Here is a 17,522-nt window from a genome sequence, read left to right as displayed (position 1 = left end):
ATCGTTTCTTTTTCCTTTCTACTTCGTTTAAAAAATAAACCGTAGCTATAGCTATGCTTGTTTTTTTTGCCTTGCATAAAGAAAAAATAATTCAATGAATTTATACGAATTTTTTAATCACAAATCGTATTATATCATTTGTCATTTGAATTTTTTAAAAAAGAAAAGTACGATTTTTTTATCTCGGTGTATTCAAATAACAACAGATCCTATGAAAAGCTATTTTTTTGGCCAATTGAAAAAGTCTAAATGAGTGTAGTAAGAAAAAACACTTTAATTGAGTAAAAAATAACTGTTTTTCATCAGAAACAAAAAAGTGTAAACTACTTCTTAGCAAAAAGATGTATTGTGATGTTTTTGTTGCTGTTATTACATTTTTAAAGAAAATCAGAATAGAAAAATGTTTTATTATAACTGCTCTTTAATCTTTACTAGCTGAGCTCTGATAGATTCTAGTTTCCTAATAATATCAAAACTATCTAGTGCTTCTTGTTTTTGTTCTTTTAGATGAATTTTTGCGCCTTCTAGTGTAAATCCACGTTCTTTTACCAAATGATATATTAATTCCAGATTTTTGATATCTTCCTGAGTGAATTTTCTATTTCCTTTAGCGTTTTTTTTTGGTTTTAGGATATCAAATTCTTTTTCCCAAAAACGGATAAGTGAGGTGTTTACATCAAAAGCATCCGCGACTTCGCCAATACCATAATACATCTTTTTAGGTAAGTCAACATGCATAGCTAATCTTCTTTTTTTTGAGTAAAACTTCCATCTTTTTTAAATACGATGTTGCTTTCAGGGAAATCTTCTGCTGTAAGTTTCTGAATCTCTTTTAAAGCTCTTTTTTTATCATCCATAAAAGGGTATATCTCATCAATTTGTTTTGCAGAATGCAGTTTTCCATCTATAAAGTTACCGTCTGTATCTACTTTAATCTCTGCAATAGGAGCGTAGCCTTTTATGCCGGATAAGTTAAATCTGGAATAGGTGCAAAAATTACCAAGACTGTAGGTGATAAATTTATTTTTATATATTTCAAAAGCTCTTGATACGTGAGGTCCGTGTCCCAGAATTATATCAGCTCCAGCATCAATCATAGTATGTGCAAACAAATAAACATTACCGCGATCTTCTCCATAAAAACGTTCTGTCTTCCTGGGTACATGAGTGTGGTCTGCTCCTTCTGCTCCTCCGTGAAATGAAACAATAATAATATCCACTTTTTCTTTTAGTTCTGCTACAATTCTTTTAGCATTGTTTAAGTTATGGATTTTTATGCAATCTTTGTTTGGTGCAAAAGCACAAAATCCATACGTTATTCCGCCTTTTTTAAAAATAGTGGATTCTTGTGCAAAAATTCCTGCATAAGCAATATCTAGTTTTTTAAGAGTTTTTGCTGTGTTTTTTATGCCAATAGGGCCAAAATCACCAATATGATTATTAGCAATACTCATGACATCAAAGCCGGCTTCTGAAAGATATTTACCAAAAGATTCTGGAGATCTAAAGGAATAGCATTTTGAAGGATCAGAGCATCTTTTAGCATTTTCTCCTTGATCGGTCAAAGTGCCTTCCAGATTTCCGAATAGAATATCTGCCTCTGATAACACAGTATTAACATCATCAAAAGGACCTTTGCCTTCTGGTGGCATATAACCTTCATTAGGGAAATTAGTGCCCATCATAATATCTCCAACTGCCATGATTTTGATAAATGCAGGTTTTATGAATTGTTGACGTTTAAAATCCTCAACAATAACTGTCATAGAATCAATAGTTTCTTTGGGAAATTTCTGAGCGTGTATTGCAAAACTAAAACCTAATAGCGTTACATATAAAAGTGCTTTGCGCATAAGGATTTAGTCTAGAGTTTCGTTGATGAGAGAAGAGGCTTTTAGCATTTCATTAAACTCTTCAGAAGTCAAACTTCCGTAGTAAAAATTTCGAGGATTTATGCGGTTTCCATCTTTAAATATTTCATAATGAAGATGTGGCGCTACAGATCTTCCTGTGCTGCCTACATAACCAATTACATCACCTCTTTTTATTTTTTGCCCTTTTTTTACGTTGTATTTACTAAGATGTGCATATAAGCTTACATAGTTAAACCCATGATCTATTCGTACATGTTTTCCATATCCTGTAGAATTTGCATCTGCTCTGGTAACGGTACCATTGCCCGATGCATATATGGGAGTTCCTGTTTCTGCAGAAAAGTCCATACCATAATGGAACTTACGAGCCTTGGTAAATGGGTCACTTCTCCATCCATATCCTGATGCCATGCGTTTAAGATCTGTATTTTGTATGGGTTGGATTGCAGGTATGGTAGACAATAATTCTTCTTTCTGTTCGGCTAGGTTCTTGATTTCATCCAATGATATAGATTGTACTGCAATTTGTTTTGTTAGCTTATCGATTTGTTTCTGACTTTCAATAATCATCTCAGAATTATCATATCCTTCATATCCTTTATATCTGTTAACACCTCCAAAACCAGCTTTTCTTATTTCTTCAGGAATAGGTGGAGCGCCAAAATAGAGTCGATAAATATTATCATCTCTTTCTGCAATTTCTTCTAAAACAGCATGATCTTTTCTTAATTGCTTATTCATTAATTCATACTGAAGTTTCATATTCTCCAGTTCTCTTTTATAGGCTTTTTCTTTAGGAGTCTCTAATTGTGGGATGTTTAAATAAATTACCAGAAGGAGCAGACCCGCCAATAAAGAACCAAGAATACCCAGAATTGCAAAACCAAATTTGCGTCCTTTCTTATGTTCAATTCTGCGATAAGACAGCGTCTCGCTATCGTAGTAATATTTAACCTTTGACATAATCTAAAATATACTATTTTTGCAGGATATTAGCCATAATGGCAAGTGTTTTATCCAAGTGATAAGAACAAATATAATAAAATGTGGCAAAGTCCGGAAAAAACTGTAGAATATAATAGATCACCTACCTTGATAGTTTGCTGATATAAAATCTAGTAGCTTTGTAAAAGTTTTGAACGGAAATACATACATAAATAATAAAAAGAAAACCTGTGAAATCCCAAGAAATCAGAAATCAGTTTTTAGAATTTTTTGAATCTAAAAAGCATAACATCGTACAATCTGCACCGATGGTAATTAAGGATGACCCAACATTGATGTTTACCAATGCAGGGATGAATCAGTTTAAAGAATTCTTTTTAGGAAACGGGACACCCAAGAATAATCGTATTGCAGATACCCAGAAATGCCTGCGTGTAAGTGGTAAACATAATGATCTTGAAGAAGTAGGGATGGATACATATCATCATACAATGTTCGAGATGCTAGGGAATTGGAGTTTTGGAGATTATTTTAAAAAAGAAGCAATTCATTGGGCTTGGGAACTTCTTACAGAAGTATATGGAATTGATAAAGATATTTTATACGTTTCGGTTTTTGAAGGAGCAAAAGATGAGAATCTGGAGATGGATCAGGAAGCCTTTGATTTATGGAAAGCTATCGTACCAGAAGATCGGATTATTATGGGTAATAAGAAAGATAATTTTTGGGAAATGGGAGATCAGGGGCCTTGCGGACCTTGTTCAGAGATTCATGTTGATCTGAGATCAGAGGAAGCAAAGGCAATGATCCCGGGACGAGATCTGGTAAATCAAGATGATCCTCTGGTTGTAGAGATTTGGAACCTGGTTTTTATGCAATATAACCGAAAGGCAGATAGGTCATTAGAAAAACTACCCGCACAGCATGTAGATACAGGAATGGGATTTGAGCGATTATGTATGGCTTTACAAGGTGTTAAATCAAATTATGATACCGATGTATTCACGCCATTGATAAGAGAGATAGAAACCATTACCAATTCTAGTTATGATAAAAATAGTTTGACTACTGATGAAGAAGGGAAAGTCAGTGTGGCAATTCGGGTAATAGCAGATCACGTTAGGGCAGTTTCGTTTTCTATTGCAGATGGTCAATTACCCAGTAATACAGGTGCAGGGTATGTAATCCGTAGAATTTTACGTAGAGCAATCAGATATGGTTTTACTTTTCTGGATACCAAAGAACCTTTTATATACAAACTGGTAGAGACATTAAGTAATCAGATGAGTACTGCTTTTCCAGAGCTGAAATCTCAGAAAAATTTAATCGTTAATGTAATTAAAGAAGAAGAAAACTCTTTTTTGAGAACATTGGATCAGGGATTGGTGCTATTAGAAACAATCATAAAAAATACAAAAGGGAATGTAGTATCCGGCGAAAAAGTATTTGAATTGTACGATACTTTTGGCTTTCCTAAAGATTTAACAGCTTTAATCCTTAGTGAGCAAGGGTATGAATATGATGAAGAAAGTTTTGAAGCAGAGCTGCAAAAACAAAAAGATAGATCCAGAGCAGCATCACAGGTTTCTGCTGGGGATTGGGAAGTGTTACTAGATAGGTGTGAAGAAGAATTTATAGGATATGATCACCTTATATCAAATGTGAAAATTTCTAGATATAGAAAAGTAAACAGTAAGAAAGATGGAGAGCTATATCAATTAATTTTTGATAAAACACCTTTTTATCCAGAAGGAGGTGGACAAGTTGGTGATAAAGGATATCTGGAGGCTGTAAATGGAGATGTGGTATATATTATTGATACAAAAAAAGAGAATAATCTAATTGTTCATTTTGCTAAAACACTGCCCAAACATCTCAACAAAACATTAACGGCAGTAGTAGATGGTAAGCAGCGAACAAGAACAGCTTCTAATCATACAGCTACACATTTATTGCATCAAGGTCTGCGTGCAGTTCTGGGAACTCACGTAGCTCAAAAAGGCTCTATGGTTCATAGTAGAAATTTACGTTTCGATTTTTCTCATTTCTCTAAAGTCTCTGAAGATGAATTGCAGCAGGTAGAAGATTTTGTGAATGCCAGAATTCGTGAAAATTTACCATTAGAGGAACAACGAAACATATCCTACGATCAGGCAATTGCCGAAGGTGCAATTGCGCTGTTTGGCGAAAAGTATGGAGATTCAGTAAGAGCAATTCGTTTTGGAGAATCTATGGAGCTTTGTGGAGGAATCCATGTGCAGAATACTAGAGATATTTGGCATTTTAAAATCACATCAGAAAGCGCTGTAGCAGCAGGAATAAGACGTATAGAAGCGATTACCAATGATGCTGCAAAAGAGTATTTTACGACAGAGTCTGAATCGTTTAGGAAGGTGAAAACAGTTTTGAAGAATGTAAAAGACCCAGTAAAAGCAATTTCAGCTTTGCAAGAAGAAAATATAAACTTAAAGAAACAAGTTGAAGCGTTATTAAAAGCTAAAGCAAAAAATCTGAAAGGAGATCTTAAATCCGAATTTAGCGAGGTGAATGGAATTCAGTTTCTGGCAAAAAAAGTAGATTTGGATGCTTCGGGAATTAAAGATTTATCTTTTGAGCTGGGGGGAGAGATAGAAAATGTTTTTATGCTTTTTGGATCAGATACCAATGGTAAAGCTTTATTGTCTTGTTATATTTCTAAAAACTTAGTTGAAGAAAAAGGACTAAACGCTGGTCAGGTAGTTCGTGAATTGGGTAAATATATTCAAGGCGGCGGCGGCGGTCAACCATTTTTTGCTACAGCTGGAGGTAAAAACCCAGCGGGCATACAAGAAGCATTAGAAAATGCTAAGCAGTATTTATAAATTTTTAGTTCCTTTTGTTACATTATAATGAATTTACAGACGAACATATCCATAGCGCCTCAGCAACCCAAAATCAATTACAATTCTGAATTATTATTATTAGGTTCTTGTTTTGCCGAGAATATAGGCGATAAGTTTGCCTATTATAAATACAAGACACTGGTAAATCCATTTGGGATTCTGTTTCATCCTAAAGCTATCGAAACGTTTTTGTGGATGGCTACTCAAGAAGAAGAATATACAGAGACAGATATATTTTATCATAATGAACAATGGCATTGTTTTGATGCACATTCAAAACTGAGTAGTCTGGGGCAAATCCAATTATTACGATTGCTCAATAATGGATTGTATGCAACACTTCAAAAAATTAAATCAGCTACCCACGTGTGTATTACCTTGGGGACTTCCTGGGTGTATCGACTACAGTCTCTGGATATGATTGTAGCAAATTGCCATAAGATGCCACAAAAAGAATTTAAAAAGGAGTTACTGTCTATTGACGAAATTAAACAGTGTTTACAAAACAGCGTAAACTTAATTCTTAGTCAAAATCAAAATGCAAAAGTAATATTTACAATATCTCCGGTACGGCATATCAAAGATGGTTTTATAGAAAATAACCGCAGTAAATCACATTTGCTCGCAGCAACCCATGAGGTAGTATCATCAATAGAACAGTGTAGTTACTTTCCTTCTTATGAGATTGTTATGGATGAGTTGAGGGATTATAGATTTTATGATACAGATATGATCCACCCAAATACTATTGCTATAGATTATATATGGGAATATTTTAAACAAACCTGGGTATCAGAAGAAGCATGGCAAACGATGTCCAAAGTAGAGGAAATTCAAAAAGGTATTGCGCATCGGCCATTTAACCCTAGAAGCAAACAATATCTTGAATTTATAGAGAATTTAGAATATAAAAAATACCAGCTTCAGGAGCAATATTCTTTTATCACATTTTAAAAATAGTAGTATTGCTGTTTTCTGTTTTGTTAAAAACGAAACCAATCAGTCTAATTTGTCAATTGTAAAGGCCCTGTGTAGTTAAATTGCATAGTTCCCAGACATGATGGTGATGTTGCACCAAATACATTAAAAATATCCGAAGTCAATGTAAATTGATCTCCATCTTTAATGATTGAAATATTTTTGCTGGTATCATCTTTAGCTGCAAAAAAATCATCATCCGTTAGATCTCCATCATCCCGAATCACATGAAATTCTACACCTCCACAGCAAACAGATCCAGATGAAAAAGTCCCGAAAGTAAGTTCTGAATCCTCTGGAGAAGAATCTGGAGGATAAACTTCCAGACGTAATTTATATTTCTGATCATTAAATTCTCCATCAATAGCTATCTCATAACCACGAAACATTTCTTCGGTATCAGGGTCAAAAATAAATAAAGTAGCTTTATTTTTTGATAGTGTAATTTTTTTATCCAGAAAAAGAAATGTATTGAGATCTGTGTTGTTGCTACCAATTTGTTCTGTTCCAGACGCATTGTCATCTCCAGAACAAGAGACTAATAATGCGGAGAAATAAAAAGCTAACCCTAATCGTATAAATATCTTTTCCATTTTTTTAAGTATTTATTGTTGATCTCAATTTAATCCCAAGCACGCCAGTTTGAGTGAAATTCTGATAAGAATTTGATATAAAAAACAAGTGTTTTGGGATTGAAAACCTATTCTCAATACACTTTTCTTCGCCAAAGCACGAAGAGACAGTTTTTTAACCTTCTATGGTAATAATCGAATTTAGGTTGTTGTATAATAACAGTTGTAATTCCAAAAACCCTACTTTATATTTTTTGTTAAGTTGTCAGGACATAGTAATATTGAGGGTTTTATGCCACGTATTCTTTTGAATTTACTCGATAATCGAGATTTAAATGCTCTGAGACTTGCCTCGAAATCGAAATATTTTTTTTCAATTGATACCTCGTAGTAGTTTACTGGAATAAATATTCTTTTCCACTTCAGTTTCAGAAGTAGACTGCCCTGCTTGTTATGTTTAATCTATAGAATTCCTCGACGCTCTGCATCGGGGTTAAGAGGGAAGTTTGAAAACCTTAGGTTTTCATCAAACTAAAAATAAATTTTCTTCCGTTGAATACCTCGACGGCTCTGCCTCGGGGATTTTTTATTTTTTATTCTTCATTAAAATAAAAAAATCATGATTCCCCTTTGCAGTAGATTCAAACAACAAATTGTTCCTATATAATCTTAAATATGACTTTTTTTTAGATTTATAATATTTTGGAGACCAAAAATATTTTAGATACAATAAGCAGCGTATCTGCGGTTCATCACTTGTGGTTGTCTATAATATCTCCATTTTTTTGTTTGAGTAACTTTTAAAATCAGGAATGATATAATACTATTCGATTCTCGAATGAAATTACCTGCTAAAATAATTTCTTTTTGTCCCCTATATATTATTTGAGTTTCCTTAGTTTAGAATAGTATTGTTTTTAATCATATGTTTTTAATTTTTGGTGATTATTGCTATAAATATGATACAGCTTTTTATATACTTGTATTATTGTATAGAACTTATTAAACTTAACTTATGAAAAAAAGAATATTTTTGTTAATGCTGTATACTGCTTTTTTTAGTAGTTACGGACAAATATTAGATGAGGATTATTTTAATGCATTAAAAGCATCAAAACAATTGTCTAACCCTGATTTTGAGTGGAGACAGTTTGGTCCAGGTAATTCTGGATATTGTGAAGAGTTTTGGGTACATCCTACCGATCCTGACTGCTATTATATGTCTCCTGATTTGTCTAACACGTATGGCACTTTTGATAATGGAGAAAGGTGGCAGACTATAAAAGAAATTGATGGTAACGGGCGAGGGATGCGAAGGGTTCAGGCAATAACATTTTCTCATCAAGACCCTAATCTGGGATATGCAACTAACGTGAGGGGTTTTTTATACAAATCAACAAATAAAGGACGAAGCTGGAATAAAATTTTAGAACTACAAGAAGGTAGACATTCAGAATTAGTAGTAGACCCCTCAGATGATAATAATTGGTATATTGGAGCAGGAGATTTCTGGAATGTAAAAGGGTATCATAGAAATCTGGCAAATCCCCAGGGAAATATCGATAGATTTATTGCCTATGGCCATATATACAGAAGTGTTGATAAAGGAGATACCTGGCAACAAATTATAGTGGATCCGGCTCATGAGAATGATTTATCTATAGGAGTGATAATTGTGGATCCTCAAAATTCTAATTCTATTATAGCAGGGACTAATTTTGGTTTGTATAAAAGTAGTGATAAGGGACTTACATGGCAGTTGGCGACAGTTACCGGTTTGCCACACAATCTTCCCAGAGATATGGATTACCATATAGACAGAAGTAATCCCTCTAATCCTGTGACAACTTTATATTTGGTAGAGCAAACACATTACACTCCTAATGGTAATACAGTTAGTGCCACAGGAGGAGTATATAAGAGTGTTGATTTTGGTGAAACGTGGACAAGCATTACAGGGAATCTGGGAGTACGATTTACTTCAGATTCTAACTCAGGAAATGATAATGCTGATGGAGTGGATAATTTTACATCTGTAGATAAATATTACAGATCTATTGCATATTGGTTGGGGATTGATAAAAATCAGGCGAAAACTACTTATAATCAACTCCCTGCAACTACTATTTTATCTGTGTATAATAGATTAATTGTAAATCCAGTTAATAAAAACGAATTATATATTGCTTTTAATTCAAAACACGATTTCAGCTTTGGTCCGGGTGACGTATGGAAAACAGAAGATGGAGGTCAAAATTGGTTTCCCTGTGTGCGTACCGGAAAATATTGGAATGGTTCCCGTGATGATGATTATTGGAGTGCAAGAAATAGTCCGAATAATGTAAATACTAAATTTGCGCATTTGGAGAGAGAAATGCAGGAAAGCGAAGAATTTTCCGGATGTCGCTTTTTAGAGATTAATAAAAATGGAGAAGTATTTATTAGTATAGATCAGCAAACATTTCGCTCTAAAGATAATGGTAGCAGCTGGCAACAAATAGATGATATAGAAACCTCTCCTGGGAGTAAAAAGTGGATAGGGAGAGGTGATAGTAATCTTCCAGGTAGATTTATTTTGACAGAAACAGGAGTTCCTGGTAGAAAATTATTGTGTTCTGGAGAACATGGTTTATGGCAGACAGTTCCTCATGATGATTACCCTAATGCAGATGAATTGACTGTCGCTGCTGAGCAAATAGAAGGACAAAATAATCCTAACGGAGCGCATTCAATTGCATCGGTTGCTGTGCATCCTAATGATCCTAATACAATTTTTACATTACAATTCAGACAGAAGCATCGAGGGTATCTGAGAAAATCAGTAGACGGTGGAGTAACTTGGGATAATATGGCATTTCCGTTTGAAGGAGATTATTCTGGAACCAATGAATCCTTACAACATATTTTTCAGTACAATTTATTGATAAGGCCAGATCTCCCGGATAGAATGTACTTCTGCGTGATGGAAAATCCAGTTGCCGAAGTGAATGCATCTTTTAGAATTGTTACAAGAGATGCAGATTTTGGAGTACGACGGAGTTTTGATGGGGGGCAGACGTGGGTTTCTGCTAATGATGGATTGCCAGCGAAGCCTAGTGTGCGTCGTATTGCTTTTAATCTGGATAAGCCCTGGCAAATGTATGCGGCGCTTAATATTAGTAAGAATGGAACTACAGGAGGACTTTATGTGTCAGATAATAGTGGCCAATTTTGGAATAAAGTAACAATTCCTGCAAAGATAAAATCTGTTAATAATGTCTTTGTAGATACACATAAAAATGCAGGGAATTTAAATGATATTTACATTTCCTGTGGACAATTTCAGAGTACAGATCCTGATGAAGGAGGTGTTTGGAAAAGCGCTGATGATGGAGTTACCTGGAAAAAAATATTTGATATGCCTTATGTTTGGCAAACAGAAACATCCCCTGTAGATCCTAATATTATTACAGTAAACGTTCCGGTTCAGGATGTTAAAGGAAGAAATGTTACGATCTTTAACCCAGGAGCATATGTCTCATTTGATGGAGGTAGTACCTGGGAAAAAATTAGTAATGATTTGGGTCAGCCAGATTTGATTACTGATCTTAAACCAGATCCCGAAGAGAAAAATATATTCTGGCTTGCCCTAAAAGGAAGTGCTTGGGCTAAAGGAATATATAGAGGAGGTTTGCTAAGTGTTAGTGATCTTGATGCTTCTCAGGAACAGAAGATTAGAATTTATCCTAATCCGGTTATAAAAGATGAGGTTGTTATAGAGAGTAAATACCTTTCATTAGATGAAAATATAAAATTAGAAATATTCAATTTACAGGGACAACTTATAAAAACATATGCCGATGCAGCGTCATTTTTTGAAGGTAAAGTAAAAATATCTTTTGCAGACCTAACGGCCGGAACTTATTTGGTCAAAATAAAAACTAATGATAAGACATATATAAAGAAATTGATTAAAAAGTAATTTTCTTATCAAAGAGGTTTTTATACCAATTCTGTTTTAAAAAGATTCAAATAAAAAGAGCAGATTTTAAATCAGCAAAGGTAATATCATATCAAGGGTATTCTGTATTGAGCAGAATGCCCTTGTTCATTTATGAGTATTTTATAATTTTTTACTTTATGATGTTAACCTATCTCTAATGAATAATACTAATATGTAAAAAACAGAAATAGTTGATATAAAGATCTTTATTGTGAGGTTTTTACACTGAGATCGGGTAGGTTAAATAATTTTATTGTACTCGGTCTCTTTTTTTTAAAAACTGTGGGTTAGTTATTTCTTCTCAATTCCTCTTCCAGAATTACAATTTTGGTTTCAAGGTCGTGCAGTCGGTCGTATACATCTACAGGTTCTGGCATTTGCTTAGAAGCAAACATAGTAACGTACCAGGCTTCCATAATTTCTTCAGAATTGATTGTGTAGGTAGGGTAATTACCATCTTTGTTATCGGATTTTAAAATCAACTTTCCTCGCTCTTCAATTCTGTTAATTACTCTTTTGAGTACGATGCCATCATTTTTACTTACGATTACATAGATCCTTCCATCTTTAATGTCACTTAGATCTTCTATATATTTCCCAAAAACCAGATCTCCATCAAAAAAAGTGCGAACCATAGAGTTTCCTTGCACTTCAAAACATCTGAAAGTACCATTCGTGAGATGCGGCATGCTAAAAGATGGAAGTGTTTCTATAAATTCTGTATCTCCATATCCATCCAGGTAGCCAGCTCTCGCTTTTGTAGGTACATATACGATGTTTTCGTCACCTTCTTGATCTACTGCAATCACCTGGGGAATTCCATCATATGTTTGATTTTTTTGTTTTTTCAGAGACACTATAGTGTTGCTTTTTCCGAAAAGATATTCAGGGTTGATATTAAATTCTGTAATGATGTTTTTTATCAAATCATACCCGGGTTTAGTGCGTTTTCTGGAGCCGTCAGGTTGTAGTCTGCCTGTAGTGATACTGTCTATGGTTGTGCTTGTTACACCTATTTTTTTTGCGAAAGAATGATTGTTTAAATCTAAAAAATTTATGATATCCCTTATTTTTTGATTGATTTCTGCCATATTTTTTTAAATATTTAATTAAAACAAATGAGGAATATAGGTTTCAACATTTAACAGAATACCTCTGTGTTTTGTTGTGTAATTCTGTAAAATGTTTTATATTTACACCGTAATTAGCTGCTAAAATACAAAAAATAGTTAATAGTCAAACATTTGTATTATATATTACAACATTTTCAGGTGAAATAGAATGTGGTGTCATAGTAAAACCACTTCGGATGGTTAGCTTTTCAAACAAAAGTTTGAAAAGAGTATATTTCTTTGTTCAATTTTTAAATTTAAAAGGCTTATGCAACGAAATAGACTGTTATTAGAAAAGCGCAAACAGTTTGTTCAGAATTATGTCGAAAACAATTCCGAAAAACAAATGAAAGTTATTGTTCAAGAGTTGATTGAACAACTTTTCATATCAGAGAAAACAATTTATAATATCCTAAAAGAATAATACGCTTGTATTTAGGTAATTAAACATTTTAAGCACATGAATATTTTAGAAATTGCGCTATCGCAGTATGGCGTTTCAGAAATTAGCGGTTCTAATGATAATCAAAAAATCATTTCCTATTTTAATGAGTTGGGATACAAAGGTTTAGAGCTGAATGAAGAAACTGGATGGTGTAGTGCCTTTGTCAATTGGGTGGCTAAGAAATCCGGCTATTCTTTTTCCGGAAAACTCAATGCCCGCAGTTGGCTTACTGTAGGAGAATCTATTCATACTCCAGAGTTAGGAGATGTGGTAGTTCTATGGCGAGAAAACCCAGTTAGTTGGAAAGGGCACGTGGGTTTTTATATTAAAGAAACTAGCGGATTCATATATGTCCTGGGAGGTAATCAGAGAAAAAGGGTGTGTATACAAGCATACCCCAAAAGTCAGGTATTAGAATTTAAAAAACTAATTAAGCATGGATAAAATAATGAATATAATATTTTGGTTACTTACGATCTTATCACCAGTGAATGGTGTAATGTTAACAATGGTTTTCCTGATTTTTGTAGATTTTATTACGGGTTGGTATGCATCCTATAAAAATAAGCTCCCGATCAGTAGTCTGCGGATTAGTAATACAGTCTCTAAGTTTTTTATTTACAATTTGGTGATTCTGGCATCTTTTCTGCTGGAGAAGTTTATTGTTGATGAGATTCCTTTTCTTAAGATTATTGCTGGATTTATTGCTATTACAGAAATAAAATCAATTTTAGAAAACTTCAATAAAATCTATGGAATAGATCTTTTTAAAGCCTTAATAGGAACCTTAAAGTCAGGAGGTCTTTCTGATACTTTAAAAGGGCTACCTAAAGATGGAAAAAAATAAATAATACAATGAGTGGTGTAAGCTTTTATTCTAGTATCACAAGGATATTCTTTTTATATTTTACAAGACTTCTGTGAAACGCAAAAAAAAACTCCAATGGATCAAGAAGTTTACACCACTTCATAGATAAAACTGCTGATATTCAGTTATTTTTTTATTTTGATTACGACCTAATAATAGTTTTATATAATAAATAAATAAATAATCATATCTGTCCTATTTTTATTGTTTAGTGATTTCTGTTTTTACAGATTTAGAATGTTCATAATGATTGATTTAAACAAGATATTTAGGGTTACAATAAAGTAAATACCCATTAAATTATAGAGGATTTATACTTTTTGTATCTTTGAGCAGCTTAATTAATATGAAAACTAAATAATCTTAAAACTGCATTGGTCTTATGAAGAAAAATATTTTATGGATCGCGATACTTCTTTTAGGTATAGCTGCCAAAAGTCAGGTTACTAATGATGGAGTTCCTGAAAGCTGGAAAGACAGTGATAAAAAAAGTCAAAAAGAACTTTTTACGATAGAAATGCCAAAATTTGACTTGGCAAAGATTAGAGCAGAAGATGCTGTGAATGATTTAGATAGGTCTAAAGTATATCGCTTTGGATATGAGTTTAATGTGGATTTAGGATTTAAAAATGCAGGAACCTGGAGTGAATTAGAAAACGGTGATTTCATTTGGAGAATCCGTATCAAATCAGAAGGAGCTAAAACCTTAAATTTTGTTTTTAACGAATATAAATTACCAAAAGGAGCTTCTCTTTATTTATATAGTATGGATAAAAAAGATTTATTAGGAGCATATACGCATACTTTTAATAGAGAAGACGGAATGCTGGGAACCTGGATGGTTGAAAGTGGAGATGTTATTATTGAATATTACGTACCAGCATCTCTTAAAGGTAAAGGAATGTTGAATCTCTCTAAGGTAATTCATGGATATAGATCTGTTACGGATGACGATATCATACAAAAAGGGTTGAACGATTCTGGTGATTGTAATCAAGATGTAGACTGTTCTGTAGGAAGCGATTTTGATACCTTAAAAAACGATTTAAAACGCTCTGTAGCTCTTTTTATATTGGGGGGAAGTACTTGTTCCGGAACATTGATTAATAATACAGGGAATGATAGAAAGCCATATTTCTTATCTGCAAACCATTGTTTTAAAAATGCGAACGGAACAACACTTAGTAACCCTTCAACCTGGGCGTTTAGATTTAATTGGGTGAGTCCTAATCCATCGTGCGCGACAACAACACCTAGTACAAACGGGTCATTTGACCAGACCACTAGTGGAGCAACACTATTAGCAAATAATAATAAGTCTGATATGTTATTGGTCAATATTGATTCTGCACTACCGGATAGTTGGAATTTAGAGTGGGCAGGATGGGATAGAACAGGTAATACCCCTGATTTTGTAGTAGGGATTCATCATCCATCGGGTGATATTATGAAGGTATGTAGAGAGAATCAGTCTCCTACCAAAACTGCAATAAGTTTTAATGGGAACTCCAGTACAGAAATGTGGAGAGTTGCTAATTGGGATCTTGGAGTTACAGAAGAAGGATCATCAGGATCAGCTCTTTTTGATCAGGATGGTAGAATCATAGGTGATTTATCAGGTGGAGCAGCTGCATGTAACGGAACTAATGATAATAATCAGTTTGATGTGTATGGTAGGTTTGAGGTGTCATGGGATTTTGGTACAACAAATGCTACCAGGCTTTCTAACTGGTTAGATCCTACAAATACTGGAAGAACTACATTAGATACATATTCTCAGGAAATATTACTGAGTGTAGAGGATATTGAGCTTTCCAAAAATATAGTAGTGTATCCTAATCCTTCTCAAGGGATATTTACGGTTAGTAATAAATCTGGAAATCGATTGTCATATGATTTGTTTACTATAACCGGACAGCAAATAAGTTCTGGTCAGTTGTCAAGTGAAAGTGAAACATTAAATATCTCAGGAAATGGTAACGGGATTTATTTTATTTCGATTACAAATCCAGATAATGACTCAATAACCACGAGAAAGATTATTGTTCAATAATAAAGATTATATAAAATTTTATAAATAAAATAAAGGTTTAGGCACTATGTGCTTAAGCCTTTGTTATTATATGGGTTGCGTGTTTTGTATGATTATGATTTGTCATTTGAATTTACTGCAATAAAATGTTTCTTTTTCACCTCACCTTCAGTATAATACAATTTACGGATGAGAATTTCGTAAAAATAATGGCAAGGATTTTTCGCTAGATTGATGAATCAAATTAAAGAATAGCCATAGCTATTGTTTCATTTTATGAAGAAAATATAGTAGAAAAAGAATGTCATTAGATGCGAAATTTTTATTCGTAAATCGTATAATACCATTTCTATCTTAAAATTACTCACTAAAATTTGTTCTTTTCCCCTTATGCTTCAAAATAAAAATTAAGGGTAGACTATGCTGAACTTTTCTTTTTTGCCTAAAGAAAAAACAACTGTATTTTATTTGGGTAATTTTAAAGGAAAAATGGGATAAAAAATATCTGGAGGATAAGTGAAAGTTTAAACCACTTCTTAAAGAAAAATAACGTTATCAATTATCTTGATACTTGAGGTTTTGCTGAATAATATCGATACCACTATGAATAAGTTGTTTTAGATGAGTTTTTTTATTTTTTATAGTATCCAGATGCTGTAAGATATGGTTTGCAAAATTTGGCTCTCTGTTATATACAAGTTCATAAATTTCCAAAGGTAATAACCAATCTTCTTTGTGATCTGCTTTCAGAATAGAAAAAACTGCTTCCAGAGAGAATTTAGTATTTTTTCCATTTCTTACATTTTTTACGGCTAGATATAATGCGTGTAATTCCTCTTCATTTGCCGAGTATATTCTTTTTGTTGTATTTGTATGAGATTGATGTGTAATCATGTCAAAAGAGTAATCATCAGCAGGTCCTGAGAACGCAGATACGATTTGATTTCCTACCGCCAGGTCAAAAGTACCCCACTCCGGTTTAAAAAGAAATTCACCCTTATATTTTATAGTGCACTCACTAAACTGAATTAGAATTAACTCTCCCTGAATATTTCTCATTCCTGTAATATTGATCCCAGAAACAGTAATTCCGCTTTCATATTCGAATTCTATGCATTCTCCATCATAAAAATTATAAGCTTTGAGATCTCGCGGAGACATATTCTCAATAGCCAGATTGATTCCTTTTAGTTTGCCTATTGGAGATCTAAAACCATTAGGGTGAGTCTCAACTCCATGACCAACTAATTCTCTTTCTCTAAAAGAAAGCGCTGTAGGTCCTTGAGTCTCAAAATAGATAACCTCATTGTCCTCATTCTTTAGCATTCTTGTGAATACTCCAGAGATTTGTAGACCAGTACTTAGTTCTATGGTTCCCAGATTTTGGGATTCAATAAGTTTGGTAAGTCCTCGATGTCCTCCTTTTCGTAATGCCATTGTATCAGCAAATTCTTCCAATACCTGACATAGATAAGCAAAATCAGGGGTTACAAATAACTGGGGTTGAGGTTTTGTAATATCAAAATCCTGAAATGCCGCTTCAGGACCATATGGTAATTTCTTCACCTGTTCAGTCATACACCAATCACTTTCTCCAATAGAAGAAAGTAAGCCTGCGCCATATATCCTTGGATTGTCTGTAGTTCCTATCAATCCATACTCTACAGTCCACCAATGCAGGTTTCGGATAAGTGCCATTTCTGAAGGTTCTGATTGCTGATTTTGTATTGCTGTAATTCGATTTTCTGCGATCTGGATTTCTTCAGGTTTAGTATCAGCTGCTTCTTTTAGAATAGAAAGCGTTCTTACTGCATCATACATATCATAATCTT

The 17,522-nt window shown here is 33.6% G+C and carries 12 protein-coding genes; 6 read left to right on the top strand and 6 right to left on the bottom strand.

Annotated features, from left to right (window positions below; all coding sequences use genetic code 11):
* Window positions 1-408 precede the first annotated feature (408 nt).
* The 3 genes from F0000_RS12080 to F0000_RS12070 are packed head-to-tail and all read right to left on the bottom strand — an operon-like array spanning window position 409 to window position 2,837.
* On the bottom strand, window positions 409-738 hold the full coding sequence (locus tag F0000_RS12080; RefSeq protein WP_149624979.1) for a MerR family transcriptional regulator: 330 nt from the start codon (window positions 736-738) through the stop codon (window positions 409-411).
* A gap of 2 nt (window positions 739-740) precedes the next feature.
* Window positions 741-1,853, bottom strand: a complete 1,113-nt coding sequence (locus tag F0000_RS12075; protein WP_149624978.1) for a CapA family protein — start codon at window positions 1,851-1,853, stop codon at window positions 741-743.
* Between the two features lie 6 nt (window positions 1,854-1,859).
* The gene (locus F0000_RS12070) at window positions 1,860-2,837 is read right to left on the bottom strand and encodes a M23 family metallopeptidase (protein WP_149624977.1); all 978 of its coding nucleotides are present in this window, start codon (window positions 2,835-2,837) and stop codon (window positions 1,860-1,862) included.
* A 212-nt stretch (window positions 2,838-3,049) separates the two neighbouring features.
* Here F0000_RS12070 and alaS point away from each other — a divergent pair, with 212 nt between their 5' ends.
* Both alaS and F0000_RS12060 read left to right on the top strand, forming a co-directional pair.
* Window positions 3,050-5,680, top strand: coding sequence for an alanine--tRNA ligase (gene alaS / locus F0000_RS12065; RefSeq protein ID WP_149624976.1), 2,631 nt, complete (start codon window positions 3,050-3,052; stop codon window positions 5,678-5,680).
* Window positions 5,681-5,707: 27 nt separating this feature from the next.
* Complete coding sequence (locus tag F0000_RS12060) at window positions 5,708-6,655, top strand: GSCFA domain-containing protein (protein ID WP_149624975.1); 948 nt, start codon at window positions 5,708-5,710, stop codon at window positions 6,653-6,655.
* 50 nt (window positions 6,656-6,705) lie between these two features.
* Here the strand turns inward: F0000_RS12060 and F0000_RS12055 are convergent, their stop codons facing one another.
* On the bottom strand, window positions 6,706-7,272 hold the full coding sequence (locus tag F0000_RS12055) for a hypothetical protein (RefSeq protein WP_149624974.1): 567 nt from the start codon (window positions 7,270-7,272) through the stop codon (window positions 6,706-6,708).
* Between the two features lie 994 nt (window positions 7,273-8,266).
* Between F0000_RS12055 and F0000_RS12050 the strand changes: the two genes are divergently transcribed.
* Window positions 8,267-11,212, top strand: a complete 2,946-nt coding sequence (locus tag F0000_RS12050) for a T9SS type A sorting domain-containing protein (RefSeq protein ID WP_149624973.1) — start codon at window positions 8,267-8,269, stop codon at window positions 11,210-11,212.
* Window positions 11,213-11,520: 308 nt separating this feature from the next.
* Here F0000_RS12050 and F0000_RS12045 read toward each other — a convergent pair whose 3' ends face one another.
* Window positions 11,521-12,324, bottom strand: coding sequence for a S24 family peptidase (locus tag F0000_RS12045; RefSeq protein ID WP_149624972.1), 804 nt, complete (start codon window positions 12,322-12,324; stop codon window positions 11,521-11,523).
* Window positions 12,325-12,805: 481 nt separating this feature from the next.
* On the opposite strand from F0000_RS12045, the gene F0000_RS12040 reads away from it, so the two are divergent.
* From F0000_RS12040 to F0000_RS12030, 3 genes are all read left to right on the top strand, one after another.
* Window positions 12,806-13,234 carry a TIGR02594 family protein gene (locus F0000_RS12040; protein WP_149624971.1) on the top strand — a complete coding sequence of 143 codons (429 nt, stop codon included), beginning with the start codon at window positions 12,806-12,808 and terminating at the stop codon, window positions 13,232-13,234.
* On the top strand, window positions 13,227-13,637 hold the full coding sequence (locus F0000_RS12035; RefSeq protein WP_149624970.1) for a phage holin family protein: 411 nt from the start codon (window positions 13,227-13,229) through the stop codon (window positions 13,635-13,637). The genes F0000_RS12040 and F0000_RS12035 overlap by 8 nt, the downstream gene beginning before the upstream one ends.
* Window positions 13,638-14,040: 403 nt before the next feature.
* A complete protein-coding gene (locus tag F0000_RS12030) occupies window positions 14,041-15,711 on the top strand; it encodes a T9SS type A sorting domain-containing protein (RefSeq protein ID WP_149624969.1) in 1,671 nt (556 codons plus the stop codon).
* A gap of 534 nt (window positions 15,712-16,245) precedes the next feature.
* Here F0000_RS12030 and F0000_RS12025 read toward each other — a convergent pair.
* The coding region (locus F0000_RS12025) for an aromatic amino acid hydroxylase (RefSeq protein ID WP_149624968.1) at window positions 16,246-17,522 on the bottom strand (1,277 nt) is incomplete at its 5' end.

Origin of the sequence: Aquimarina sp. RZ0 (assembly GCF_008370685.1) — a bacterium.
Lineage (GTDB): Bacteria > Bacteroidota > Bacteroidia > Flavobacteriales > Flavobacteriaceae > Aquimarina.
The sequence above is the reverse complement of the archived record's forward strand: the minus strand, read 5'-3'. Positions and strand labels throughout refer to the sequence as shown.